This window comes from Pseudomonas sp. UBA2684, assembly GCA_002354655.1.
Classification (GTDB): Bacteria; Pseudomonadota; Gammaproteobacteria; order Pseudomonadales; family Pseudomonadaceae; genus Aquipseudomonas.
The window spans coordinates 49,381-72,721 of sequence record DELY01000046.1; the positions used below are offsets into that span (position 1 = coordinate 49,381).

Sequence of the window (23,341 nt, forward strand, 5' to 3'; positions counted from 1 at the left end):
CACATGACCCGCCGATGGCGGACCAGGCGGCGCCATGTCCGCCCTATCCGGCACCAGACTGGCTTGATCGCGGGTGGGCGGTGCGTTCACGCGAACTGCGCGCGCATCCAGGCGAGGTAGTCGGCAACGCCGGGTTGGCCTTCGCGCGGCGCCCAGCCAGCCTGCTCGCCGTCACCGACGGGCTGGTAGGGCCCGGCCTTGCACTCGAACAGAATGCTATCGGCGTCCAGCACCACCAGCGCGTGAAACACCCCGGGCGGCAGGTCGACGCCGACACATTCGCCGCCAGCCGCCAGCACGCGGGTATCCAACAACTCGCCGTTATCGCTGAACACCAGCAAACCCAGGCGCCCCTTGAGCACCAGCAGCGCCTCGGCTTTATCGGCCGAGAGGTGACGGTGCGGCGGGATGTAGGTGTCCACCTGCAAGCCAACCGCCAGGCGATGGCAGGGCTCGTGCATCTGGTGAAAGTTGTGATGTTGGCGCTGACGCGGGCTGGCCGCCGCTTGCTCGGCCAACGTGGCGAACAGGTGCTGATCGAGAAAGCGCGGCCCGCTCATGGGTTAAAGCCCCTTCACCGCGTAGATGCCCGGCGCGTTGCGCCAGTAGCCTTTGTAGTCCATACCGTAACCGAAGATATAACGGTCGATGCACGGCAGACCAACGTAATCGGCCTTGAGGTCCGGGCGCGCCTTGCGCTGATGATCCTTGTCGATCAGCACGGCGGTGTGCACCGCACGGGCGCCGGCATGCCGGCAGAAATCGATGATCGCACCCAGGGTGTGCCCTTCGTCGAGGATGTCGTCGATGATCAGCACGTCGCGGTCGATGAAGGAGATTTCCGGCTTGGCTTTCCAGAACAATTCGCCGCCGCTGGTTTCGTTGCGGTAGCGGGTGGCATGCAGGTAGGACAGTTCCAGGGGAAAGCTCAGCTTGGGCAGCAGCTTGCCGGAGAAGATCAGGCCGCCGTTCATCACGCAGAACACCACCGGGTTGCAGTCGGCCAACTGGCCGTTGATCGCGCTGGCGACCTGGTCGATGGCCGCTTCCACTTGGGCTTCGGTGTACAGGCAGTCGGCTTGCGCCATGACTTGGCGAATGTGCGCGAGATCGGCGGACATGGTCTTTCCTCTTGAATGAGCAAACCCTGCGTGATGCAGAGAAGCTGATCGATGCGTCAAAATAAAAGCCGGCAAAGGTACGCATCTGCCCCGAACAGGGCAAGCCCCAGCGGACCAACGTGGCGTTCTTCAAGCGCGACCTCGCGGCAATCCGGGGGAAAACTGCCGCTAACTGCGTGGATTTTGCCACAGCGCGGTCGCGCACCCACATATGGCGTTACGCCACGCACCACTTGGCCCGCTCAATGCTTTAATCTAAACCGAATTTTTCGCCAGCCCCGCCGGAGACCCCCGCCATGCCTGTCCTCGAGATCCGCCACCCGCTGATCCGCCATAAACTTGGCCTGATGCGTCGCGCCGATATCAGCACCAAGAACTTCCGCGAACTGGCCCAGGAAGTTGGCGCCCTGCTGACCTATGAGGCGACCAAGGATCTGCCCCTGGAAAACTACGAGATTCTGGGCTGGTGCGGGCCGGTACAGGTCGAGAAAATCTCCGGCAAGAAAATCACCGTGGTGCCGATCCTGCGCGCCGGCATCGGCATGCTCGACGGCGTGCTCAGCCTGATTCCCGGTGCCAAGGTCAGCGCCGTGGGCGTGGCGCGCAACGAGGAAACCCTGGAAGCGCATACCTACCTGGAAAAACTGGTCCCGGAAATCGACGAACGCCTGGCGATGATCATCGACCCGATGCTCGCCACCGGCGGCTCGATGGTCGCCACCATCGACCTGCTGAAGAAAGCCGGCTGCAAGGAAATCCGCGCGATGGTGCTGGTCGCCGCACCGGAAGGCATCCAGGCGGTCAATGCGGCGCACCCGGACGTGGTGATTTTCACCGCCTCGATCGACGAACGTCTCAACGAACACGGCTACATCATTCCGGGCCTGGGCGATGCCGGCGACAAGATTTTCGGCACTAAGCAAAAGGACGCTTGACCCATGCACGATGAATTCAACGACCCGCAGTGGCGCCAGGTGCTGTCCGGCGCGCAGATGCTCTTTGTGGCCTTTGGCGCGCTGGTGCTGATGCCGCTGATCACCGGCATGGACCCCAACGTGGCGCTGTTCACCGCGGGCGTCGGCACGCTGCTGTTCCAGGCTGTGACCGGGCGTCAGGTGCCGGTGTTCCTCGCCTCCAGTTTCGCCTTCATCGCGCCGATCCTCGCCGCCAAGGGCGAGTTCGGCCTGCCGGCGGTACTCGGCGGCATCGTCGCCTCCGGCCTGGTCTACATCCTCTTGAGCATGGTGGTACGGGTCAAAGGCGCCGGTTTTATCGACCGTCTGCTGCCACCGGTGGTGATCGCTCCGGTGATCATTTCTATCGGTCTGGCGCTGTCGCCGGTGGCGGTGAACATGGCCATGGGCAAAGCGGGCGACGGCAGCGCACAGCTGGTGCCCTACGAAACCGCCATGCTGATTTCCATGTCGGCGCTGATCAGCACCGTACTGGTAGCCTCCCTCGGGCGCGGCCTGCTGCGCCTGGTGCCGATCCTCGCGGGGATCATCGTCGGCTGCACGGTCGCCGCCTTCTGCGGGGTGATCGACACCAGTAACATCGCTACCGCGCCTTGGCTGGCGCTGCCGGCCTTCGTCACCCCGGAACTGCACTGGGGCGCCATTTTGTACATCGTCCCAGTCGCCCTGGCGCCGGCCATCGAGCACATCGGCGGGGTCGTCGCCATCGGTAGCGTCACCGGCAAGAACTTTGTCCGCAAGCCCGGTTTGCACCGCACCCTGCTCGGCGACGGCCTGGCCACCTCGGCCGCCGGCCTGTTCGGCGGCCCGCCGAACACCACCTACGCGGAAGTCACCGGCGCGGTGATGCTGACCAAGAGCTACAACCCGAAGATCATGACCTGGGCGGCGGTATTTGCCATCGGCCTGGCCTTCATCGGCAAGTTCGGCACGGCCCTGCAAAGCATCCCGGTGCCGGTGATGGGCGGCATTCTCTGCCTGCTGTTCGGCTCCATCGCGGTGGTCGGCTTGAATACCCTGATCCGTCATCAGGTGGACCTGTCCGAGGCGCGCAACCTGATCATCGTCTCGGTGACCCTGGTGTTCGGCATTGGCGGCATGGTGATCGGCAACAGCGAATTCGCCCTCTCCGGCATTTCCCTGTGCGCCATCTGCGCCCTGCTGCTCAACCTCATCCTGCCGGGCGGCCAAGGCTGGCAGAACAAGGCGCTGACTGACGAACCAACGCCTTAGCGCCAGCCTGAATAGAACAAGCCCCGCCACGTGCGGGGCTTTTTATGGTGCCAATCACCTGTTGCATGGACGGTCCGGCTGTTGTGGCAGCGGTTTAGGCCGCGCGCTCATGACCGCCCAAAGAGCTAGCAGCCAAGGCCGCGCCTAGCCGATCAGCGCCCGGCGCCAACACCTAGGGCGGCTCAGGCTGGGTTGGCGACCCAGCCCTGCAAGCGCACCACACTCTCGCGGTAGGGCTTGAGGCCCATGCTCAGCAAAATGATCGAGCTGAACACGGCGAGCGCGGTGACGATCAGCAGCGAGTAACGCAGCGCGTTGTCGTCGGCGAACACATAGTCGGTCACCAGCGCCACCGCGGTCGGGCCAATACCCAGGCCGATCAGGGTGATCACGAACAGGTAGATTGCCGAGGCCTGGCCGCGCATCGAGTTGGGCATGATTTCCTGGATCGCCGCCGGCGCCACACCGAAGGGCATGCTCAGGCAGAACACGGTCGGCGCCATCAGCACCGCCGCCCACAGCGCGCTGTCCATCAGCGGGAACGCCAGCACACAGGGCACCGCACCGACGGCGGCGTAGAGGCCGACACGCATATTGGCATCGCTGCTGCCGCGCTTGGCCATCCAGTCCGCCAGGCGTCCGCCGAAGACGATGCCCAGGCAACCGAACACCGCGACGATGCTGCCATAGACAATGCCGACCTGGCCGGCGTCCCAGCCGTAGGTGCGGATAAAGAAGGTCGGCACCCAGGCCGCACTGCCGTAGCCGGCAAAGGCCAGGCCAGCGAAACCGAAGTTGTGGCACAGCACGGTGCGCCGGTTGGAGCGGATATACCGCCCGACATCCGCCAGCGGCACCGCCACCCCGGCACCCACGCCACGCCGCGCAGGCTCCTTGACCGCCAGCATCAGCAGGGTAAACAGCACCCCGGCCGCGCCGAGAATCAGGAAGATCAGCTGCCAGGGGCGCACCTCACCGAACACCGGCAGCACCACATCGCCTTGCGCCGAGGCAAACTGGATGACCAGACCGCCGAGCAGGAAAGCCAACCCCGAACCCAGATAGACGCCCATCGAATACACGCTGATCGCCGTGGCGCGGCGCTCGGCGGGAAAGCTGTCGGCGATCAGCGAATAGGCCGCCGGCGACAGCGCTGCCTCGCCGACCCCGACGCCGATGCGGCAGAGCAGAAACTGCCAATACAGCTTGGCCATGCCGCAAGCCGCCGTGGCCGCACTCCAGAACAAGATACCGACGGCGATCAGCCCGCGCCGGCTCTTGGTGTCGGCCAAACGCCCCAAGGGAATGCCGCAGACGGTGTAGAACAAGGCGAACGACAAGCCCATCAACAGGCTCATCTGCGTATCGCTGATCATCAGATCGCGACGGATGGGGCCGACCAGCAGGTTGAGAATCTGCCGGTCGATAAACGACAGCACGTACGCCACCATGAGGATGGCGACAGTTACCCAGGCGCGGGTACTGGAGGGATAGCCGTTATTGTTGTTGGACACTGGCAGTCTCCTCGGCACCGTTGGTGCGGTGCACGACGGTTGAAAGAGCTGCCAGCTTAGGCCGATATACAGAGCGATGAGTATCGCCCGTAGGTGTTATCACGCAGGCGAATGCAACGCATCCTTTTGAACGAATGACAGCCGCGCCGTGTTCGGTTAAAGCATTAGTGGTGCACGCTCACTGAGGGTTTTCAGCGCCGCCACCCAGCTCGGGTGATCGTTCAGGCACGGCACCAGTTGCAGGCTCTCGCCACCGGCCTCGACAAACTGCTCGCGGCCACGGTCGCCGATTTCTTCCAGGGTCTCGATGCAGTCGGCGACAAACGCCGGGCACATCACCAGCAGCTTCTTCACGCCTTGCTTGGCCAACTCATCCAGACGCGCTTCGGTGTAGGGCTCAATCCACTTGGCGCGGCCCAGGCGCGACTGGAACGACACCGACCACTGCTCCGCACGCAGGCCCATGCGCGCGGCAAACGCCTCGGCGCTGCGCAGACATTGCGCGCGGTAACAGCGGGCCACGACCTCGGGCGCTGCGGTGCGGCAACAATCCGCCCCCTTCAGGCAATGCCCGCTGGGGTCGAGTTTGTGCAGGTGGCGCTCCGGCAAACCGTGAAAGCTCAGCAGCAGGTGGTCGAAATCCTGCGCCAGGTAAGGCCTGGCGCTGTCGACCAGGGCGTCGAGGTACTCCGGCTGATCGTAGAACGGCGGCAGCACGGCAAAACGGATACCCAGGCTTTTCTCGCGCACCGCCCGCTTGGCTTCCTCGATCACCGTGGTGGTGGTGCTGTCGGCGAACTGCGGGTACAGCGGTGCCAGGGTGACCTGCTTGATGCCCTGGGCGGCGAGACGGGTCAGCACCGTCTCGATCGACGGCTCGCCGTAGCGCATCGCCAATTCGACCGGACCGTGCTGCCACTGCGACTTCATCGCCTCATGCAGGCGCTTGCTCAACACCACCAGCGGCGAGCCGTCCTCCCACCAGATCGAGGCATAGGCGTGCGCCGATTGCGCCGGGCGCTTGACCAGGATCAACGACACCAGCAGGCGGCGCAGCGGCCAGGGCAGGTCGACCACATAAGGGTCCATCAGGAACTGATTGAGGTAACGCCGTACATCCGCTACGTCGGTCGACGCCGGGGAGCCCAGGTTGACCAGCAACAAGGCGTGATCGGTCATGCGTATTCCTTATTAATGGCGGCCAAGCAAATCAGCGAGGGCCGCATCCAAATCGGTGAAACGAAAACTAAAACCGGCGGCGCTCAAGCGCGTCGGCAGAGCGCGCTGGCCACCCAGCAGCAACCCGGACAACTCGCCCAGGCCGACCCGCAGGACAAATGCCGGGGCCGGTAACATCGCCGGCCGATGCACGGCACGGCCCAGCGCACGGGCGAACTCGCGGTTGCGCACGGGCTGCGGCGCGCAGGCATTATAAGGACCGCTGGCCTGCCCTCGCTGTAAGAGAAAATCCATCAGGGCGATTTGATCGGCCAAATGAATCCACGGCATCCATTGCCGGCCATTGCCCAGCGGCCCACCCAGACCGAGTTTGAACGGCAGCAGCAAGCGCTTGAGAAAGCCGCCGTCGGTGGCCAGCACCAGACCGGTGCGCACCAGCACCACACGGATGCCCAGCGCCTCGGCACGCTGTGCGGTTTCTTCCCAGGCGCTGCACAACTGCGCGGCAAAATCCTCGCTGACCGGTGGCGAATCTTCGTGCAGCTCACGCTCGCCGCCATCGCCGTACCAGCCCACCGCGGAGCCGGACAACAATACCTGCGGCTTCTGCGCGCGCGCCTCCAGCCAGGCCAGTAGCTGCTCGGTGAGGGTCACCCGGCTGGCCCACAGCAGGCTTTTACGCTTGCTCGTCCAGGGCCGGTCGGCGATCGGCGCACCCGCCAGATTGACCACCGCATCCAGCGCCTCTTCGCCCAGCTCGTCGAGCCGAGCGATGCCACGCACCTGGCTGCCGCATAGCGCGGCAACGCGCTGCGGGCTGCGGCTCCACACCGTCAACTGGTGGCCCTGCTGCGCCCAGTGACGGCACAGGGCGCGACCAATCAATCCAGTACCGCCGGTCAGCAATATATGCATGGCATCTTCCTCGCATGGCGTAACGCGACCTGAACGCCCTAGTCTGATTTATGACGCAACAACGTGTCTTTAATCGAACTGCGCGTTGTCCTAACTATAGAAAGGCGCGATTGAAACCGATCAAGCCTATACATAACAACAAGATTGTATAGCTTTTGTCTAAAGCGTAGCCTAACGCTCTGGAACATGAGGTAGACCATGACAGCAACAGCACCCATCGCCATCATCGGCACCGGTATCGCCGGACTGTCTGCCGCGCAAGCCCTGCATGCGGCCGGACAGCAGGTTCAACTGTTCGACAAAAGCCGCGGCAGTGGCGGGCGCATGGCCAGCAAACGCAGCGACGCCGGCGCCCTGGATCTCGGCGCACAGTATTTCACCGCCCGCGACCGGCGCTTCGTCGAAGTGGTGCAGCAGTGGCAAGCACGCGGCTGGGTCGCCGAATGGACGCCCAGCCTGTACCACTTCAAGGACGGTCGCCTCAGCGCCTCGCCGGACGAGCAGGTGCGCTGGGTTGGCAGCCCGCGCATGAGCGCAATCACCCGCGCCATGCTCGGCGCCCTGCCGGTGCACTTCTCCTGCCGCATCACCGAGGTGTTCCGCGGTGAACAGCACTGGAGCCTGCAAGATGCCGAGGGCCAGAGCCACGGCCCCTTCAGCCACGTGGTGATCGCCACCCCGGCGCCGCAGGCCAGCGCCCTCTTGGCCGCGGCACCGAAGCTCGCGGGCGCCGCGGCCAGCGTGGCGATGGAGCCGACCTGGGCAGTCGCCCTGGCATTCGCCGCACCGCTGGAAACCAAGGTCGAAGGGTGTTTCGTGCAGGACAGCCCGATCGACTGGGTGGCGCGCAACCGCAGCAAACCCGGGCGCGACAGACTGATGGACACCTGGGTCGTACATGCCAGCAGCGCCTGGAGCAAGCAGCACCTGGACATGCCCAAGGAAGCGGTGATCGAACACCTGCATGGCGCTTTCGCCGAGCTGATCGGCTGCGCCGTGCCGGCCCCGGCCTTCAGCCTGGCGCACCGTTGGCTGTATGCGCGCCCGGCCAGCAGCCACCAGTGGGGCGCACTGGCGGATGCCGACCTGGGCCTGTATGCCTGTGGCGACTGGTGCTTGTCCGGCCGCGTCGAAGGCGCCTGGCTGAGCGGCCAGGACGTTGCGCGCAAGCTGCTCGAACACCTGCAATGAACCCGGCCACGAGCGGCAGTCCGGCCAAGCACCGCCTCAACCCGCGCAAACTGCTGCTGTCGAAGTGGACAGCAGCACAGCCGCGCAACCGCGAGAAACACTTTCTGGTCACCGAGCTGTTCTGCGACGACGCCGGCAACGTGCTGGAAATCGAACTGCAAGCGGTACTCAATCAGCGCAGCCAACGCCTGGACTGGCGCGTGTTGAAGGACGCCGAGCACTGGTTACTGGGCTGGAAATAAGCCCTGCACACGGGGCCGGCTGGCGCGCAAAACTCATTACCAAAGTTGTACAAAGTGTTTGACTTGTACAATCTCGCACCTATGATGAACACAAGTTGTACATAGCCTCGATTATGTACAAGTCGTCATCAGAGGTTGCCGCATGAATCCATCGCAAACCGCCCCCAGCAAACCCAAACTCGCCATCAGCGCCTGCTTGCTGGGCGCCGAGGTGCGCTACAACGGCGGGCACAAAGAGTCCCGACTGTGCAGCCGGACGCTGAGCGACTACTTCGAATTCGTGCCGCTATGCCCGGAAGTGGCGATTGGCCTGGGCATCCCACGCCAACCCATCCGCCTGGTCGGCGACCCCAGCGCACCGCGCGCGGTCGGCACCGTGCACAGCGAGCTCGATGTCACCGAGCCGCTGGCCCGCTACGGCGAACGCATGGCCGGCGAGCTGGACGACATCTGCGGCTATATCTTCATGCAGCAGTCGCCGTCCTGCGGCCTGGAACGGGTCAAGGTCTACCAGGACAACGGCCGTCCCAGCGAACCCAAGGGTCGCGGGATTTTCGCCGAGGCCTTCTGTGCACGCCGCCCGGATTTGCCGGTGGAAGAAGACGGCCGACTCAACGACCCGATCCTGCGCGAGAACTTCCTTACCCGTGTATTCGCCTACGCCGAATGGCAACGCCTGCTGCGCGAGGGGCTGACGCGCAAGGCCTTGATCGACTTCCACTCGCGTTACAAGTACCTGCTGATGGCCACCCATCCGCTGCAATACAAGGCGCTCGGCCGCTTGCTCGGCAACCTCGGTCAATACGACTTGCAGGAACTGGCGCCGCGCTACTTCAGCGAACTGATGGCCGCGTTGAAAAAATGCGCGACTCGGCGCACCCACAGCAATGTGCTGCTGCACCTCAGCGGCTACCTCAAGCAGGCCTTGAGCAGCGATGAAAAACAGGAGATGCAGCAGCTGATCGGCCAATACCGCCATGGCATCGTGCCGCTGGTGGTGCCGCTGACGCTGCTCAAGCACCACTTCCGCCAGCACCCGGATCGCTACGTGGCGCAGCAGGTTTACCTGCAACCGCACCCGGAAAACCTCAGCCTGCGCAACGCCCTATGAACTCGCCCGATCCCGCTGCCGAGGCGCTCGGCGACGATTACCAAGCCGCCCTGGCGCAAGGGTTCTTGCCGATCCGCGAGGTGGCGCGGATCACCGGGGTCAACGCCGTGACGCTGCGCGCCTGGGAGCGACGCTACGGCTTGATCGTGCCGCACCGCACCCCCAAGGGCCATCGCCTGTATTCCGACGAGCATGTCGCACGCATCCAGACCATTCTCACCTGGCTCAACCGTGGCGTGTCGGTCAGCCAGGTCAAAGGCCTGCTGCGCAGCAACCAACCGGCCTTTGCCGAAGCCACCTCGCAATGGCAAGAGAAACGCCAGCGCCTGCAAGAGTCGATCTGCAACCTCGCCGAGCGACGCCTGGACGACAGCTTCAACAGCGAACTGGCGCTCTACCCACCGCATACCCTGTGCCAACAACTGCTCCTGCCATTGTTCGAAGAACTCGAATTGCGCTGGCGCGGCCAGTTCGGCGCCCAGGCCGAGCGGGTGTTCTTCTACTCCTGGCTGCGCAGCAAGCTCGGCGCCCGGCTTTACCACAACAACCGCCAGCACAGCGGCGCGCCCCTGCTGCTGATCAACCTCTCCGACCTGCCGATGGAGCCGGGCCTGTGGCTCACCGCCTGGCTGGCCAGCAGCGCCAACTGCCCGGTGGAGGTCTTCGATTGGCCGCTGCCACCAGCGGAATTGGCCATGGCGGTCGAGCACATCCAGCCCCGTGCGCTGCTGCTGTATTCCAGCCAAGCGCTGAATACCGCGCAATTGCCGCGGCTGGTGACGGGCCATGACTGCCCCTGCCTGATTATCGGACCGACGGTACACATCCACCGGCACGAGTTGCGGGTAATGACTGAACAGCACACTGAGTTGCGCCTGGCAGAAGACCCGCTGAGCGCCCTGCAACTGCTTGCCGATCTCAACCTGTTGGCTGCGCACTAAGGATTTTCATGCGTCAATTGATGTGGTTCCGCACCGACTTGCGGGTACAAGACAACACCGCGCTCAACGCCGCCATGGCCGCCGGACCAACCCTGGCGGTGTTCCTGCTCAGCCCGGCGCAGTGGCTGGCGCATGACGATGCACCAAGCAAAGTCGATTTCTGGCTGCGTAACCTCGGCGAACTGTCGGCCCGGCTGGCCAGCCTGAATGTGCCGTTGCTGGTGCGTCAGGCGGATGACTGGAACGCCGCGCCGCAGGTGATCGGCGAACTGTGCCAGCAGCTGCAGATTGGCGCGGTGCAGGTCAACGAAGAATACGGCGTGCATGAAAGCCGCCGCGACCAAGCAGTGGCGCAAACCCTGGATGGGCTGGGGATCAACCTGCACAGCCACCTCGACCAGATTTTCTTCAAGCCTGGCAGCGTGCTGACCCAATCCGGCGGCTACTTCCAGGTCTACAGCCAGTTCCGCAAGGTCTGCTATCAGCGTCTGCACAGCGCTCTGCCCGGCCTGATTGCGCTGCCGGCGGCCCAGGCGCCGACGGGGATCGCCAGCGATGCGCTGCCCACAACGGTCAGCGGCTTTGCCCCGCCCAGCGCAGCACTGCGCCAGCTCTGGCCGGCCGGCGAAGCGGCGGCACACAAGCGTTTGCAAGCCTTCGCCGAGGAGCAGATCGGTTATTACCAGGACGAACGCGATTTCCCGGCCAAGCCCGGCACCAGCCAGCTGTCCGCCTACCTCGCTGCCGGCGTGGTTTCGCCGCGCCAGTGCCTGCACGCGGCGCTGCAATTCAATCGAGGCGAGTTCGACAGCGGCAACAACGGCGCCATCACCTGGATCAACGAACTGCTCTGGCGCGAGTTCTACAAACACATCCTGGTCGGTTACCCGCGCGTTTCCATGCACCGGGCGTTTCGTCAGGAAACCGAAGCCTTGCCCTGGCGTGCGGCGACGACGGAGCTGACCGCCTGGCAACAGGGCCGCACCGGCATCCCGATTATCGATGCGGCGATGCGCCAACTGCTCGCCACCGGCTGGATGCACAACCGCCTGCGGATGGTCGTGGCGATGTTCCTGACCAAGAACCTGCTGATCGACTGGCGCGAGGGCGAACGCTTCTTCATGCAGCACTTGATCGACGGCGACCTGGCGGCGAACAACGGCGGCTGGCAGTGGAGCTCGTCCACCGGCACCGATTCAGTGCCGTACTTCCGCATCTTCAACCCGCTCAGCCAATCCACGCGCTTCGACCCAGACGGACGCTTTATCCGCCAATGGCTGCCGGAGCTGGCCGGCTTGAACAACAAGGACATCCACAACCCACCGAGCATCGGCGGGTTGTTCGGTACTGCGGCCGATTACCCGCGGCCGATCGTCGACCTGGGCAAGAGCCGCGCACGTGCGCTGGCGGCCTTCAAAACCCTGCCGCATCTCGCGACGAAGGCCGCGTCATGAGCGACTTCCTGCGCCAGTTCGCACACACCTTCGCCACGCTGAATAAAGACAACCTCGAACGTCTCGGAGAGTTGTACAGCGACGATGCGCTGTTCTGTGACCCACTGCATGAGGTACGCGGGCTGAGCAACCTGCAGCGCTACTTCGCCGAGTTGTACGCCAACGTCAGCGAGTTGCGCTTCGACTTTTACGGCTTCGATCAGGTCCGCGAAGGCGAAGGCTACCTGCGCTGGACCATGAGCTACCGCCACCCGCGCCTGGCGGGCGGTCAGCTGATCCGCGTGGAAGGCTGCTCGCACCTGCTGTGGAACGGCAAGGTGCACCGCCACCGCGATTACTTCGATGCCGGCAGCTTGCTGTATGAACACCTGCCATTGATGGGCTCGGCGATTCGCTGGCTGAAACGGAGGCTCGCATGAGCAGCAGACGTATCTGGCTTACCGGCGCCAGCAGCGGCATCGGCGCCGCCCTGGCGCAACACTTGCTCGACAGCGGCCATCGCCTGGCGCTCAGCGCGCGCACCGTCGGCCCGCTACAAGAACTGGCCAAGCGCTTCCCGGAACAGGTCCTGGTAGCGCCCGGCGACCTCAGCGACGCGGCTCAGGTCAAGGCCATCGGCGAACGCATCGCCCAGCTGTGGGGCGCGCTGGACACGGTGATTCTGAATGCCGGCACCTGCGAATACGTCGAGGTGCAGGCCTTCGAGGCGGGGATGATCGAGCGGGTGGTGCGCGCCAACCTGTTTTCCGCCAGTTACTGCATCGAAGCGGCGCTGCCGCTGTTGCGCCTCGGCAACGCGCCGCACCTGGTCGGCGTTGGCAGTTCGGTGACGTTCTTCGCCCTGCCCCGCGCCGAAGCCTACGGCGCCTCGAAAGCCGGCCTGCGCTATCTGCTCGAAGCGCTGCGCATCGACCTGGCCGGCGAAGGCATCGACGTCACCCTGGTCAGCCCCGGGTTCGTCGACACCCCGCTGACGCAGAAGAACGACTTCCCCATGCCGATGCGCTGGCCGGTGGACAAAGCCGCCCGGCACATTGCTCGCGAGCTCGACCGGCGGCCCTTCGAGATCGCCTTCCCCGGCCCCTTCATCGCCGGTCTGCAACTACTCGCCCACCTGCCCAAACGCCTGCAAGTGGCCATCGGCAAACGCCTGGCCCGTACGACCAAGGACCGCGCATGAGAATCGCCATCATCGGCAGTGGTATTTCTGGCCTGACCAGTGCCTACCTGCTCAACCGCCGCCACGACATCACGGTGTTCGAAGCCAGTGACTGGATCGGCGGGCACACGCATACCGTGGACGTCGAAGTCGGCGGCCGTCAGTACGCAGTCGACACCGGCTTTATCGTGTTCAACGACTGGACCTACCCGAATTTCATCCGCCTGCTCGATCATCTCGGCGTCGGCTTCAAACCCACCGAAATGAGTTTCTCGGTGAGCGACCCGGTCAGCGGCGTGGAGTACAACGGGCACAACCTCAACAGCCTGTTCGCCCAGCGCCGCAACCTGCTGTCGCCGAAGTTCATCGGCATGGTGCGCGACATCCTGCGTTTCAACCGCGAGGCGCTGGACGACCTCAACCACAACCGCATCGCCGCCAGCACTACGCTCGGCGACTACCTCAAGCTCTGCGGCTACGGCGAGCGCTTTATCCAGCATTACATCGTGCCGATGGGGGCGGCGATCTGGTCGATGTCGCTGGCCGACATGCTTAACTTCCCCCTGCAATTCTTCGTGCGCTTCTTCAAGAACCACGGTTTGTTGTCGGTCAGCGATCGCCCGCAGTGGTGCGTGGTCGAAGGCGGTTCACGCAGCTATGTAGCGCCGCTCAGCGAAGCCTTCCGGGACAACATCCGCCTGAATTGCCCGGTGCAGCGGGTCGAGCGCGACGAAGAAGGCGTGACGGTACACAGCGCGGCCGGCAGCGAGCGCTTCGACAAAGTGGTATTCGCCTGCCACAGCGACCAGGCACTGGCTTTGCTCGCTCAACCGAGCGCCCTCGAGCAGGACATCCTCGGCGCCCTGCCCTACGCCGATAACGAGGTGGTGCTGCACACCGACACCCGCCTGCTGCCACAGCGCCGCCTGGCCTGGGCCAGCTGGAACTACCGTCTCGGCGGCGCCCTGCAGCAGCACGCCGATCAACCGGCGGCGGTCACCTACAACATGAACATCCTGCAAGGCATCGACAGCGACAACACCTTCTGCGTCAGCCTCAACCAGAGCGCCGCCATCGACCCAAACACGATTCTCGCCCGCTACACCTATGCCCACCCGCAATACAGCCTGGCCGGCATGGCCGCGCAGGCGCGCTGGGAAGAGCTGCTCGGCGCCAACCACAGCTACTTCTGCGGCGCCTACTGGGCCAACGGCTTCCATGAAGACGGCGTGGTCAGCGCACTGCGCGTGGCACGCGCCTTCGGTGAGTCGCTCTGATGAACAGCGCCCTGTACAGCGGCTGGGTGCAGCACCGGCGTTTTGCGCCCAAGGTGCACAACTTCCGCTACCGCATGGGCCTGCTCTACCTGGACCTGGCTGAGCAGGAACAGCTGTTCGGTCTGTCGCCCCTGGCGGGCCGTGGCCGCTGGGCACCGTTCGCCTTCCGCGAGACCGACTTCCTGCCCGAGTTCACCCGCCACGGCGTGACGTTGATCGAGGCCGTGCGCCAGCGGGTCGGCGTCGCGCTGGGGCATACGCCGCAAGGCTCGGTCTGCCTGTTGGCGCAGCCACGCAGCTGGGGCCTGGCCTTCAACCCGGCGAGTTTCTTTTACTGCCATGAGGCCGACGGGCGCCTGGCGGCGATTCTCTGCGAGGTCCGCAACACACCCTGGCACGAGCGCTATCACTACGTGCTGCCGGCCACCGGCGAAGGCCATCAGCACTTCGCCGTGGCCAAGGCGTTTCATGTCTCGCCGTTTTTGCCACGTGAACTGGAATACCGCATGGCCTTCAGCCCGGCGGGCGAACGCCTCGGCGTGCACATGGCCGACTGGCAGGGCGAAACCAAGCTCTTCGACGCCAGCCTCAGCTTGCAGCGCAGCGAACTCAACCGCGCCAGCCTGCACCGCTACCTCCTGAGTTTCCCCTGGATGACCGGCAAAACCCTCGCGGCCATCTACTGGCAATCCCTGCGCCTGCTACTCAAGCGCGTCCCACTGTTCAACCATCAGGCCGCGGACGATGAGTTCCGCGTTGCCCGTTCAGTATCAAAGGAAGTGCCCCATGAAAAGCTCTAGCCTGACCTCTGCCAAAGACTCTGTACGTGCCGGCAGCGGCATTGGCGCCAGCCTGTTGCGCCGCGCAGTGCTGCGTCAGCTGAGCCAGCTGCGCCATGGCCACCTGGTGATTATCGAGGGAGACGAGCGCCTGGAGTTCGGCGATGTGCACGCCAGCCTGTGTGCCGAAATCGAAGTGCTGGATGCCGCCGTCTGGGGCCTGGTCGCCGGCAACGGCTCGATCGGCGCTGGCGAAGCCTATATCCATGGCCACTGGAGCACGCCGGACCTGACGGCGGTGGTTCGCGTGTTCGTCAGCAACCTGGAACTGCTCGACGCCATGGAGCGCGGCCTGGCTCAACTCGGACGCCCGCTGATTCAGGGTCTGCACTGGCTCAACCGCAACACTCGCAAGGGCTCGCGCAAGAACATCGCGGCGCATTACGACCTCGGCAACGACCTCTTCGAGCAATTTCTCGACCCGACCATGATGTATTCGGCGGCCATGTTCGCGCGCCCGGAAGACAGCCTGGAACAAGCGCAGCTGAACAAACTGGAGCGCATCTGCCAGAAACTGGCGCTCAAACCCAGCGACCACTTGCTTGAAATCGGCACCGGCTGGGGCAGCATGGCGATCTACGCCGCCAGCCATTACGGCTGCAAGGTGACCACCACCACGCTGTCGCAAGAGCAGTACGCCTACACCGCGCAACGCATCGCCGAACAAGGCCTGCAAGCGCGCATCACCCTGCTGCTGGAGGATTACCGCGACCTCGACGGCCAGTACGACAAACTGGTGTCGATCGAAATGATCGAGGCGGTCGGCCATCGTTTCCTGCCGACCTACTTCGAGAAATGCGCACAGTTGCTGAAGGAGGACGGCCTGATGCTGCTGCAAGCCATCACCATTCGCGACCAGCGCTACGAACAGGCGAAGAACAGCGTCGACTTCATCCAGCGCTACATCTTCCCCGGCGGGGCGCTGCCCTCGGTCAACAAGATGCTGGAGATCGTCAGCGCCAAGACCGACATGAACCTGCACCACATGGAAGACTTCGGCCTGCACTACGCGCGCACCCTGCGCCTGTGGCACGACAACCTGCGCCAGGCGCGGCACAAGCTTGAGCAACTCGGCTACGACGATTACTTCTATCGGCTGTGGGAGTTCTACCTGTGCTATTGCGAGGGCGGCTTTATCGAGCGCACCATCGGCACCGCACAGCTGCTGCTGGCCAAACCGGCGGCGCAACCGCAACCGTTACTGGGACGCTTCAATGCCTAAGCTCATCGTCAACGCCCTGCTCTTTCAGCTGGGCTGGTTCGCCTGCGTATTTGGCGGCGACAGCCTGTGGCTGCTGATCGTCGGCGTGGCCGTGGCGGTCCACCTGTGCTGGACCAGCAGTTGGCTGGCCGAAGGCAAGCTGCTGCTCAGCGTGTTCCTCGCCGGCAGCGCGCTGGACAGTTTCCTGCTCAACCTCGGGGTATTTGACTTCGGCGAGCCGCGCACCCTGATTCCACTGTGGCTGGCGCTGCTGTGGCTGTTGCTGGCCACCACGCTCAACCATTGCCTGGCCTGGACCGCGCAACCCTGGTGGCGCGGCAGCCTGCTTGGCGCCATCGGCGGGCCGCTGTCCTACTACGGCGGCGCGCAGATCGCCGGCGTCGGCCTGCCCTACGGCACCTGGCCGACCCTGCTGTTGCTGGCGCTGATCTGGGCGGCGGTCATGCCGCTGCTGTATAGCTTCGCCGCGCTCTATCGCCGCCAACACGAACAGGCCCTGCGCACGCGCCAACCACTCTAGGGTGGACATGGCGAGACATGGCGGACAAGCCTGGCGGCATGTCCGCCCTACTTTTTTTATCGAAGCCATCCAACGCACGCGCCAATCGACGTAGGGTGGACATGACGAAGTCTTGTCCGCCACCTGCCCTGCGTTGGTCAGCCCACTCCCCCTCGCTCCCGCGCCTGGCTTACACTGCGCCCCATGACCGACAGCGCCCAGATTGCCCACACCCAACTGCCCAGTGAGCCAGCCGTCAGCTGCTCGACCTGCGCGGCGTGCTGCTGCCAACTGGAAGTCATGCTGATCACCGATACCGGCGTGCCACCGCGCTTCATTGCCACCGACGACTGGGGCGGCGAAGTGATGCTGCGCCTGGACGATGGCTGGTGCGCGGCGCTGGATCGCGACAGCATGCGCTGCACCATTTACGAGCTGCGCCCGTTGATCTGCCGCGAATTCGAGACCGGCTCGGCCGAATGCCTGGACGAGCGCCAAGCCATCGGCCACATCTACCGCTAGCCCTGGCCAAAGGCGCAGCCCAAAAAGCGCGCGACCAACACTGTCTTAGCGAACGCCGGTGGGCGGAATGAGGCGCTGGGGCGTATCAACAGTGAACGGATACAGAAAGAACCGGGCATTGCCCGGTCCTCTGGAGGGAGTGTGCCGCTTAGAAACTCAGGCGGTAATGCAGGGTGTAGGTCTCGACGCCATCGTTGGGGTTCTTCAGCCCGGCATTCGAGTAATGCAGCGCACGCACGCCAACTTCCTGCTCGGCGAAGCGCAGGCCGAGACCGATGCGATCCTCGAACTGGAAGGACGAACCAAGGTCGTTGTCTTCCAACTCGGTGCTGGCGAATACCGCCACGCCGATACCGGCCTCGACATACGGCCTGACCGTCTCGCCGGCGAATTCGTACACGAATACCGGAGCGAACGACAGGCTGTGGTTGCTCGCCGTTTCGTCGCCTTCCCAGAAGGTGTAGCCGGCATCCCAATAGCCGGTCAGACGCCCCACATCGCTCTGAAACCAACTGCTGCTGAAGTCGAACTGCGTACCCACGCGGTAGACCATGGTCGAGTCACCGGTCTGGCCGATGGCAAAGGTCACATCAGCCGCTTGCACGGCCCCTACTTGCCCCACAGACAAGGCCGCAAACACAGCCAAACCAAACAGTTTCTTCATGGGAATATCCTTTTTTCACCAGTGACATGACAACCGAGCGTCGTTGCCTGAAGTATAGAAATCTTCGCTCTAAATAAAAGTCGACTAATGCATAACAGCACTGAGTTTTTACCCTGTCAAAACGCCTTGACCTCGGCCGGCTCCGCCCACAGCAGCGGCAACACCGCCTGCATCTGCTGCGGCGCACCGCTCGACCAGAAGCGCCCGGCCTGGGCCGGCCCGCGGGCCAGTAACTGGCGCTCGTCGAGCAAGCGTTGCAGTTGCCGCGCTACCGCCGCGCCGGTGTCGATCAGGCTGATCGAGTCGGGCACCAGGCTGCGTAACAGCGGCTTGATAAACGGGTAATGGGTGCAGCCGAGAATCAGCGTGTCGCAGCCCTCGGCCAGCAACGGCGCAACAAAAGCATGCAGCAAGGCACGGGTTTCGCGGCTGTCCAGATCACCGGCCTCGATACGTTCGACCAGGCCCGGACACGGCTGGGTGATCACCCGTACGTCGCTGGCGAAACGGTCGAGCAACGCGGCGAACTTGGCGCTCTTCAGGGTGCCGGTGGTGGCCAGCACGCCGACCACGCCGCTGCGGGTCGCCGCGGCGGCCGGTTTGACCGCCGGCTCCATGCCGACAATCGGCAACTGCGGGTACAGCTCACGCAACTCGGCGACACCGGCCACCGTGGCGGTGTTGCAGGCCAGCACCAGCGCCTTGGCGCCTTGCGCGAGGAGGAACGCGGCGATCTGCCGACAGCGCTGGCGAATGAATTCCGGGCTCTTCTCGCCGTAAGGCACATGGCCGCTGTCGGCCACATACAACAGCGACTCGTTGGGTAACAGGGTACGGATTTCATGCAGTACCGAGAGCCCACCGACGCCGGAGTCGAACACGCCAATCGGCGCGTTATTGCCCATGAGTCGCTCCACAGACCGCACAGCCCGGGTCACGCTTGACCCGCAGCTCACGGAAACGACTGCCGAGCGCATCAATCAACAGCAAGCGCCCCACCAGCGGCTCGCCGAACTGCGCCAGCAGTTTCAGCGCCTCCAATGCCTGCAAACTGCCGACCAGGCCAACCAGCGGACCGACCACCCCGGCTTCGCTACAGGTCAGTTCGGCCTCGCTGCCGTGGCCATAGATGCAGTGGTAGCACGGGCTATCGGCACGCCGCGGGTCGAACACCGAGAGCTGGCCTTCCAGGCGGATCGCCGCGCCGCTGACCAGCGGCACCTTGGCCGCGACACAGGCGGCATTCACCGCCTCGCGGGTGCTGAAGTTGTCCGAGCAATCCAGCACCAGGTCCACCGCCGCCACGGCGGCGGCCAGCGAGTCGCTGTCCAGCCCCTGGCGATGGGCCTGTAGGCGAATCTGCGGATTGATCGCCAGCAGGCGCTTGCTCGCCGAGTCTACCTTGCTCTGGCCAATGCTCTGGGTGTCGTGGGCGATCTGCCGTTGCAGGTTGGTCAGGTCGACCGTATCGAAGTCCGCCAGATGCAACTCGCCGACCCCGGCCGCCGCCAGGTACAGCGCCACCGGCGAGCCCAGGCCGCCGAGGCCGATAATCAGCGCGCGGCTGTGCTTCAGGCGCAGCTGGCCGGCGATATCGATCTGTTGCAGGAGGATCTGCCGGCTATAGCGCAGCAGTTCCTCGTCACTCAGCATGTTCTGCGGGGTCATGGCGTCACTCATCATCGAAACGTCCCAGGCTGATGCGCTGATGGCCGCCCAGGTCACGCCGGCTTTCCACCGCACTAAAGCCGCGGGTATTGAGCAGCTCGCGCACCGCCGCCGCCTGGTCGAAGCCATGTTCCAACAGCAACCAGCCGCCTGGTTCAAGATAGTCCGGGGCCTGCTGGATAATCAGGCGAATATCATCCAGACCGTCTTGCCCCGCCACCAGGGCGCTGCTCGGCTCGAAGCGCACGTCGCCCTCGGCCAGATGACGATCATCGGCGGCGATATACGGCGGGTTGCTGACGATCAACCGATAGCGCTGGCCAGCCAGGGCGCTAAACCACTGGCTCTCCAATAATGTGGCATTACCCAATTTGAGGCGGCCGCGATTGCGCTCGGCCAGCGCCACCGCCTGCGGCACTCGATCCACGCCAGTTAACCGCCAGGCCGGGCGCTCGCTGGCCAAGGCCAGGGCAATCGCCCCGCTGCCAGTGCCCAGATCGAGTACCTGCGCAGGCGTGGCCGGCAGCAGCGCCAGGGCGGTTTCCACCAACAGCTCGGTATCCGGGCGCGGAATCAGGGTGTGCGCGGCGACTTCCAGCTCCAGACTCCAGAAACCCTGCTGGCCGAGAATATAAGCCACCGGCTCACCCGTCTGACGCCGCGCCAACGCCGCCTGATAACGCTCAAGCTGCGATGCATCGAGCTCGCGCTCCGGCCAGGTGTGCAGGTAACTGCGCGACTTGCCCAGGGCGTGGGCGAGCAACAGCTCAGCGTCCAAGCGCGAGGTGGGCGAGTCGGGTAGCTCGGCGCTGGCGAGCAGTTGTTCGATGGTGGTCATGCGGTGGCGATCTCTTTGTAGGGTGGCAAACCGCGCAGCGTTTTCCACCGCTGGTGGTGGATGGAAACAGCGCCATCCACCCGACACTCTCGGCGACAGCCGTATATCTGGCGATCAATCGCCCAACGCGGCCAACTGATCGGCCTGGTACTCGGCCAGCAGCGGTTCGATCACCGCGTCCACACCGCCGGCCATGACCTCATTGAGCGAATACAGGGTCAGGTTGATGCGGTGATCGGTGACCCGGCCCTGCGGGAAGTTATAGGTGCGAATGCGCTCGGAGCGATCACCGGAGCCCACCAGCAATTTGCGCGTATCGGAGATTTCCTTGTGCGCCGCGGCTTCCTGCTGGTCTTTCAGTTTGGCCGCCAGCCAGGCCATGGCCTTGGCGCGGTTCTTGTGCTGCGAACGCTCCTCCTGACACTCGACCACCGTACCGGTGGGAATGTGGGTGATGCGGATCGCCGAGTCGGTGGTGTTGACGTGCTGCCCGCCGGCACCGGAGCTGCGGTAGGTGTCCACGCGCAGATCGGCCGGGTTGATGTCGATGGCCATCTGCTCGTCCGGCTCCGGCAACACCGCGACGGTGCACGCCGAGGTATGGATGCGGCCCTGGGATTCGGTTTCCGGCACACGCTGCACGCGGTGGGCGCCAGACTCGAACTTCAGTTTGCTGTAGACGTTATCGCCCTCGACCCGTGCGATCACTTCCTTATAGCCACCGTGCTCGCCGTCGCTGGCCGAGAGAATCTCAACCCGCCAGCCACGCCGCTCGGCGTAACGCGAATACATGCGAAACAGGTCGCCGGAGAAAATCGCCGCCTCGTCGCCACCGGTGCCGGCGCGCACTTCGAGAAACACGTTACGCCCGTCGTTCGGGTCTTTCGGCAGAAGCATGCGCTGCAGGTTGTCTTCCAGCACGATCAACTGCTCTTTGGCCTGGGCGACTTCTTCCTCGGCCATCTCGCGCATGTCCGGGTCGCTGTCCTTGAGCAGCGCCTGAGCGCCTTCAAGGTCGGCCTGGACTTTGCGAAACGCGCGAAACGCCTGGTTCACCGGCTCGATCTCGGCGTATTCCCTGGAATAGGCGCGAAACTGGTTCTGGTTGCTGATCACTTCGGCATCGCCAAGCAGCGCCGTCAGTTCTTCGTAGCGATCCTGCAGCATGTCGAGTTTGTTGATCAGTGACGCTTTCATTGCAGGCCTTTGTTGGACGGCACGCCCTCATCGAGGGCAAAGAGTTCCTGGGCCACGCCTAACGCATCGACGCGGCCGTCAGCAGAGAGTTTTTTCAGTTGTACGCTGGGGGCGTGCAGCAGTTTATTGGTCAAGCCGCGCGCCAGCAGCGCCAGCACATCCTCGGCAGAGCTGCCGTTGTTGAGCAGGCGCATGGCCTTGGCCAACTCCTCGTCGCGCAGGCGTTCGGCCTGTTGACGGTAGGCCTTGAGCACATCCACGGCGGCCAGCTCGCGCAAGCGCAGCATGAAGTCCTCGGCACCGGCACTAACCAGTTCCTCGGCGGCTTGCGCGGCGCCCTGACGGCTTTTCAGGTTCTCGGCGATCACGTCGTGCAGGTCGTCGACGGTATACAGATAGACGTCACCCAGCTCGCCGACCTCGGGTTCGATGTCGCGCGGCACGGCAATATCAACCATGAAAATCGGTTTGTGCCGGCGCTGCTTGAGGGCGCTCTCCACCGCGCCCTTGCCAAGAATCGGCAACTGGCTGGCCGTGGAACTGATGACGATGTCGCTGTTGACCAGCTCCTGGGGAATATCCGAGAGCAGCACCGCATGCGCCCCGAACTGCTCGGCCAGGCTGCTGGCCCGCTCCAGCGTGCGGTTGGCCACGACGATGCGTTTGACGCCCTGATCGTGCAGGTGCCGCGCCACCAGGCTGATGGTTTCGCCGGCGCCGATCAACAACGCCTGGCTGCGGTGCAAATCGCTGAAAATCTGCTTGGCCAGGCTGACCGCGGCAAACGCCACGGACACCGGGTTCTCGCCAATCGCGGTGTCGGTGCGCACCTGTTTGGCCGTGCTGAACGTGGCCTGGAACAGGCGTCCGAGCAACGGCCCCAGGGTGCCGGCCTCCCGCGCCACGGCAAACGCCGACTTCATCTGCCCGAGGATCTGCGGCTCGCCGAGCACCATGGAATCCAGCCCGGAGGCCACGCGCATCATATGCCGCACGGCATCATCGTCGGCGTGGATATAGGCGCAGGCGCGCAACTCCTCGAGGCTCAGCTGATGATAATTGGCCAGCCAGACCAGCACTTCGTCGGCGCTCAGGCTGTCCTGCTCGAGGTACAGCTCACTACGATTGCAGGTCGAGAGAATCGCCGCCTCACGACTGCTGGTGCGCTGACACAGCTGCTGCAAAGCCTCGACCAACTGCTCAGGCGTGAAGGCCACGCGTTCGCGGACATCCACCGAAGCGGTTTTGTGGTTGATACCGAGGGCAATAAAGGCCATGCAGGGTCGCTGACAGGAAAGGTAAGCGGGCAATTGTCCTACTTCGCCAGATTCAGAACAACCACCGCTGGCTGTTGTCCTAGGCCAGTACGGTCAGTCGGTGATCGCCGAGGTTCGGAGACCAGACGGCGCGACGCGCCATCTCGGGCGATGGCGAGGGGCGCCAGCGCAGTCTCAGGACCGCGGACGCCGCAATTGACTAAATTGAACCAACCACACAGCCCCTAGGTGTCCAAGATTCTCGCGCATTTAGCTATCGAGCCATGCCCCATGGGCTTGCCCAACGGCTTGTGTCATGATGCCC

Annotated in this window: 25 protein-coding genes; 14 read left to right on the plus strand and 11 right to left on the minus strand. The window is 64.2% G+C overall.

Going from position 1 to position 23,341, the window contains the following annotated elements; translation table 11 throughout:
* Positions 1–86 precede the first annotated feature (86 nt).
* Together B3M58_RS16250 and B3M58_RS16255 are read right to left on the minus strand one after the other, a co-directional pair.
* On the minus strand, positions 87–560 hold the full coding sequence (locus B3M58_RS16250) for a WbuC family cupin fold metalloprotein (protein ID WP_296220674.1): 474 nt from the start codon (positions 558–560) through the stop codon (positions 87–89).
* Positions 561–563: 3 nt separating this feature from the next.
* On the minus strand, positions 564–1,121 hold the full coding sequence (locus B3M58_RS16255; RefSeq protein ID WP_296220675.1) for a hypoxanthine-guanine phosphoribosyltransferase: 558 nt from the start codon (positions 1,119–1,121) through the stop codon (positions 564–566).
* 296 nt (positions 1,122–1,417) lie between these two features.
* Between B3M58_RS16255 and upp the strand changes: the two genes are divergently transcribed.
* Together upp and B3M58_RS16265 are read left to right on the plus strand one after the other, a co-directional pair.
* Complete coding sequence (upp, locus tag B3M58_RS16260) at positions 1,418–2,056, plus strand: uracil phosphoribosyltransferase (RefSeq protein ID WP_296220676.1); 639 nt, start codon at positions 1,418–1,420, stop codon at positions 2,054–2,056.
* A gap of 3 nt (positions 2,057–2,059) precedes the next feature.
* Entirely contained in the window at positions 2,060–3,328 is a 1,269-nt protein-coding gene (locus B3M58_RS16265; protein ID WP_296220678.1) for a uracil-xanthine permease family protein, read from the plus strand.
* Between the two features lie 182 nt (positions 3,329–3,510).
* On the opposite strand, the gene B3M58_RS16270 is transcribed toward B3M58_RS16265, so the two are convergent.
* From B3M58_RS16270 to B3M58_RS16280, 3 genes are all read right to left on the minus strand, one after another.
* Positions 3,511–4,842 carry a spinster family MFS transporter gene (locus B3M58_RS16270; RefSeq protein WP_296220679.1) on the minus strand — a complete coding sequence of 444 codons (1,332 nt, stop codon included), beginning with the start codon at positions 4,840–4,842 and terminating at the stop codon, positions 3,511–3,513.
* A gap of 156 nt (positions 4,843–4,998) precedes the next feature.
* Positions 4,999–6,021 (minus strand): ferrochelatase, encoded by a 1,023-nt coding sequence (hemH, locus tag B3M58_RS16275; protein WP_296220681.1) that lies wholly within the window; start codon positions 6,019–6,021, stop codon positions 4,999–5,001.
* Positions 6,022–6,033: 12 nt separating this feature from the next.
* Positions 6,034–6,936: a TIGR01777 family oxidoreductase gene (locus tag B3M58_RS16280; protein ID WP_296220683.1), complete on the minus strand. Its 903-nt coding sequence runs from the start codon at positions 6,934–6,936 to the stop codon at positions 6,034–6,036.
* A 198-nt stretch (positions 6,937–7,134) separates the two neighbouring features.
* Between B3M58_RS16280 and B3M58_RS16285 the strand changes: the two genes are divergently transcribed.
* The 12 genes from B3M58_RS16285 (at position 7,135) to B3M58_RS16340 (ending at position 17,393) form a co-directional block, all read left to right on the plus strand.
* Positions 7,135–8,127 carry an NAD(P)/FAD-dependent oxidoreductase gene (locus B3M58_RS16285; RefSeq protein ID WP_296220685.1) on the plus strand — a complete coding sequence of 331 codons (993 nt, stop codon included), beginning with the start codon at positions 7,135–7,137 and terminating at the stop codon, positions 8,125–8,127.
* Positions 8,124–8,369: a TIGR02450 family Trp-rich protein gene (locus B3M58_RS16290; RefSeq protein ID WP_296220686.1), complete on the plus strand. Its 246-nt coding sequence runs from the start codon at positions 8,124–8,126 to the stop codon at positions 8,367–8,369. The genes B3M58_RS16285 and B3M58_RS16290 overlap by 4 nt, the downstream gene beginning before the upstream one ends.
* 142 nt (positions 8,370–8,511) lie before the next feature.
* Complete coding sequence (locus B3M58_RS16295; protein WP_296220688.1) at positions 8,512–9,480, plus strand: YbgA family protein; 969 nt, start codon at positions 8,512–8,514, stop codon at positions 9,478–9,480.
* A complete protein-coding gene (locus B3M58_RS16300) occupies positions 9,477–10,421 on the plus strand; it encodes a MerR family transcriptional regulator (protein ID WP_296220690.1) in 945 nt (314 codons plus the stop codon). Before B3M58_RS16295 ends, B3M58_RS16300 begins: the two co-directional genes overlap by 4 nt.
* 8 nt (positions 10,422–10,429) lie before the next feature.
* Positions 10,430–11,875, plus strand: coding sequence for a deoxyribodipyrimidine photo-lyase (gene phrB / locus B3M58_RS16305; RefSeq protein ID WP_296220692.1), 1,446 nt, complete (start codon positions 10,430–10,432; stop codon positions 11,873–11,875).
* Entirely contained in the window at positions 11,872–12,294 is a 423-nt protein-coding gene (locus tag B3M58_RS16310; RefSeq protein WP_296220694.1) for a nuclear transport factor 2 family protein, read from the plus strand. Before phrB ends, B3M58_RS16310 begins: the two co-directional genes overlap by 4 nt.
* Positions 12,291–13,055 (plus strand): SDR family NAD(P)-dependent oxidoreductase, encoded by a 765-nt coding sequence (locus B3M58_RS16315; RefSeq protein WP_296220696.1) that lies wholly within the window; start codon positions 12,291–12,293, stop codon positions 13,053–13,055. The genes B3M58_RS16310 and B3M58_RS16315 overlap by 4 nt, the downstream gene beginning before the upstream one ends.
* A complete protein-coding gene (locus B3M58_RS16320) occupies positions 13,052–14,311 on the plus strand; it encodes an NAD(P)/FAD-dependent oxidoreductase (RefSeq protein WP_296220697.1) in 1,260 nt (419 codons plus the stop codon). Before B3M58_RS16315 ends, B3M58_RS16320 begins: the two co-directional genes overlap by 4 nt.
* Entirely contained in the window at positions 14,311–15,111 is an 801-nt protein-coding gene (locus tag B3M58_RS16325) for a DUF1365 domain-containing protein (protein WP_296220699.1), read from the plus strand. The genes B3M58_RS16320 and B3M58_RS16325 overlap by 1 nt, the downstream gene beginning before the upstream one ends.
* Positions 15,098–16,372 carry an SAM-dependent methyltransferase gene (locus B3M58_RS16330; protein WP_296220701.1) on the plus strand — a complete coding sequence of 425 codons (1,275 nt, stop codon included), beginning with the start codon at positions 15,098–15,100 and terminating at the stop codon, positions 16,370–16,372. Before B3M58_RS16325 ends, B3M58_RS16330 begins: the two co-directional genes overlap by 14 nt.
* Positions 16,365–16,892, plus strand: a complete 528-nt coding sequence (locus tag B3M58_RS16335) for a DUF2878 domain-containing protein (protein ID WP_296220703.1) — start codon at positions 16,365–16,367, stop codon at positions 16,890–16,892. The genes B3M58_RS16330 and B3M58_RS16335 overlap by 8 nt, the downstream gene beginning before the upstream one ends.
* A gap of 183 nt (positions 16,893–17,075) precedes the next feature.
* The gene (locus B3M58_RS16340; RefSeq protein WP_296220704.1) at positions 17,076–17,393 is read left to right on the plus strand and encodes a YkgJ family cysteine cluster protein; all 318 of its coding nucleotides are present in this window, start codon (positions 17,076–17,078) and stop codon (positions 17,391–17,393) included.
* Between the two features lie 148 nt (positions 17,394–17,541).
* Here the strand turns inward: B3M58_RS16340 and B3M58_RS16345 are convergent, their stop codons facing one another.
* The 6 genes from B3M58_RS16345 to hemA form a co-directional block, all read right to left on the minus strand.
* Entirely contained in the window at positions 17,542–18,057 is a 516-nt protein-coding gene (locus B3M58_RS16345) for an acyloxyacyl hydrolase (protein ID WP_296220705.1), read from the minus strand.
* 116 nt (positions 18,058–18,173) lie between these two features.
* Positions 18,174–18,962, minus strand: a complete 789-nt coding sequence (gene murI, locus B3M58_RS16350; RefSeq protein WP_296220707.1) for a glutamate racemase — start codon at positions 18,960–18,962, stop codon at positions 18,174–18,176.
* Positions 18,952–19,710: a molybdopterin-synthase adenylyltransferase MoeB gene (locus tag B3M58_RS16355; RefSeq protein ID WP_296220725.1), complete on the minus strand. Its 759-nt coding sequence runs from the start codon at positions 19,708–19,710 to the stop codon at positions 18,952–18,954. Before B3M58_RS16355 ends, murI begins: the two co-directional genes overlap by 11 nt.
* A gap of 19 nt (positions 19,711–19,729) precedes the next feature.
* The gene (gene prmC, locus B3M58_RS16360) at positions 19,730–20,563 is read right to left on the minus strand and encodes a peptide chain release factor N(5)-glutamine methyltransferase (RefSeq protein ID WP_296220709.1); all 834 of its coding nucleotides are present in this window, start codon (positions 20,561–20,563) and stop codon (positions 19,730–19,732) included.
* A gap of 114 nt (positions 20,564–20,677) precedes the next feature.
* Positions 20,678–21,760 (minus strand): peptide chain release factor 1, encoded by a 1,083-nt coding sequence (prfA, locus tag B3M58_RS16365; RefSeq protein WP_296220710.1) that lies wholly within the window; start codon positions 21,758–21,760, stop codon positions 20,678–20,680.
* A complete protein-coding gene (hemA, locus tag B3M58_RS16370; protein ID WP_296220711.1) occupies positions 21,757–23,037 on the minus strand; it encodes a glutamyl-tRNA reductase in 1,281 nt (426 codons plus the stop codon). Before hemA ends, prfA begins: the two co-directional genes overlap by 4 nt.
* Positions 23,038–23,341: the final 304 nt, after the last annotated feature.

Excerpts from the sequence above, each read along its gene's own strand:
- B3M58_RS16250 (WP_296220674.1), bottom strand. The coding sequence starts at position 560 with ATGAGCGGGCCGCGCTTTCTCGATCAGCACCTGTTCGCCACGTTGGCC.
- B3M58_RS16255 (WP_296220675.1), bottom strand. The coding sequence starts at position 1,121 with ATGTCCGCCGATCTCGCGCACATTCGCCAAGTCATGGCGCAAGCCGAC.
- upp (WP_296220676.1), top strand. The coding sequence starts at position 1,418 with ATGCCTGTCCTCGAGATCCGCCACCCGCTGATCCGCCATAAACTTGGC.
- B3M58_RS16265 (WP_296220678.1), top strand. The coding sequence starts at position 2,060 with ATGCACGATGAATTCAACGACCCGCAGTGGCGCCAGGTGCTGTCCGGC.
- hemH (WP_296220681.1), bottom strand. The coding sequence starts at position 6,021 with ATGACCGATCACGCCTTGTTGCTGGTCAACCTGGGCTCCCCGGCGTCG.
- B3M58_RS16280 (WP_296220683.1), bottom strand. The coding sequence starts at position 6,936 with ATGCATATATTGCTGACCGGCGGTACTGGATTGATTGGTCGCGCCCTG.
- B3M58_RS16285 (WP_296220685.1), top strand. The coding sequence starts at position 7,135 with ATGACAGCAACAGCACCCATCGCCATCATCGGCACCGGTATCGCCGGA.
- B3M58_RS16290 (WP_296220686.1), top strand. The coding sequence starts at position 8,124 with ATGAACCCGGCCACGAGCGGCAGTCCGGCCAAGCACCGCCTCAACCCG.
- B3M58_RS16295 (WP_296220688.1), top strand. The coding sequence starts at position 8,512 with ATGAATCCATCGCAAACCGCCCCCAGCAAACCCAAACTCGCCATCAGC.
- B3M58_RS16300 (WP_296220690.1), top strand. The coding sequence starts at position 9,477 with ATGAACTCGCCCGATCCCGCTGCCGAGGCGCTCGGCGACGATTACCAA.
- phrB (WP_296220692.1), top strand. The coding sequence starts at position 10,430 with ATGCGTCAATTGATGTGGTTCCGCACCGACTTGCGGGTACAAGACAAC.
- B3M58_RS16310 (WP_296220694.1), top strand. The coding sequence starts at position 11,872 with ATGAGCGACTTCCTGCGCCAGTTCGCACACACCTTCGCCACGCTGAAT.
- B3M58_RS16315 (WP_296220696.1), top strand. The coding sequence starts at position 12,291 with ATGAGCAGCAGACGTATCTGGCTTACCGGCGCCAGCAGCGGCATCGGC.
- B3M58_RS16320 (WP_296220697.1), top strand. The coding sequence starts at position 13,052 with ATGAGAATCGCCATCATCGGCAGTGGTATTTCTGGCCTGACCAGTGCC.
- B3M58_RS16325 (WP_296220699.1), top strand. The coding sequence starts at position 14,311 with ATGAACAGCGCCCTGTACAGCGGCTGGGTGCAGCACCGGCGTTTTGCG.
- B3M58_RS16330 (WP_296220701.1), top strand. The coding sequence starts at position 15,098 with ATGAAAAGCTCTAGCCTGACCTCTGCCAAAGACTCTGTACGTGCCGGC.
- B3M58_RS16335 (WP_296220703.1), top strand. The coding sequence starts at position 16,365 with ATGCCTAAGCTCATCGTCAACGCCCTGCTCTTTCAGCTGGGCTGGTTC.
- B3M58_RS16340 (WP_296220704.1), top strand. The coding sequence starts at position 17,076 with ATGACCGACAGCGCCCAGATTGCCCACACCCAACTGCCCAGTGAGCCA.
- B3M58_RS16345 (WP_296220705.1), bottom strand. The coding sequence starts at position 18,057 with ATGAAGAAACTGTTTGGTTTGGCTGTGTTTGCGGCCTTGTCTGTGGGG.
- murI (WP_296220707.1), bottom strand. The coding sequence starts at position 18,962 with ATGGGCAATAACGCGCCGATTGGCGTGTTCGACTCCGGCGTCGGTGGG.
- B3M58_RS16355 (WP_296220725.1), bottom strand. The coding sequence starts at position 19,710 with ATGCTGAGTGACGAGGAACTGCTGCGCTATAGCCGGCAGATCCTCCTG.
- prmC (WP_296220709.1), bottom strand. The coding sequence starts at position 20,563 with ATGACCACCATCGAACAACTGCTCGCCAGCGCCGAGCTACCCGACTCG.
- prfA (WP_296220710.1), bottom strand. The coding sequence starts at position 21,760 with ATGAAAGCGTCACTGATCAACAAACTCGACATGCTGCAGGATCGCTAC.
- hemA (WP_296220711.1), bottom strand. The coding sequence starts at position 23,037 with ATGGCCTTTATTGCCCTCGGTATCAACCACAAAACCGCTTCGGTGGAT.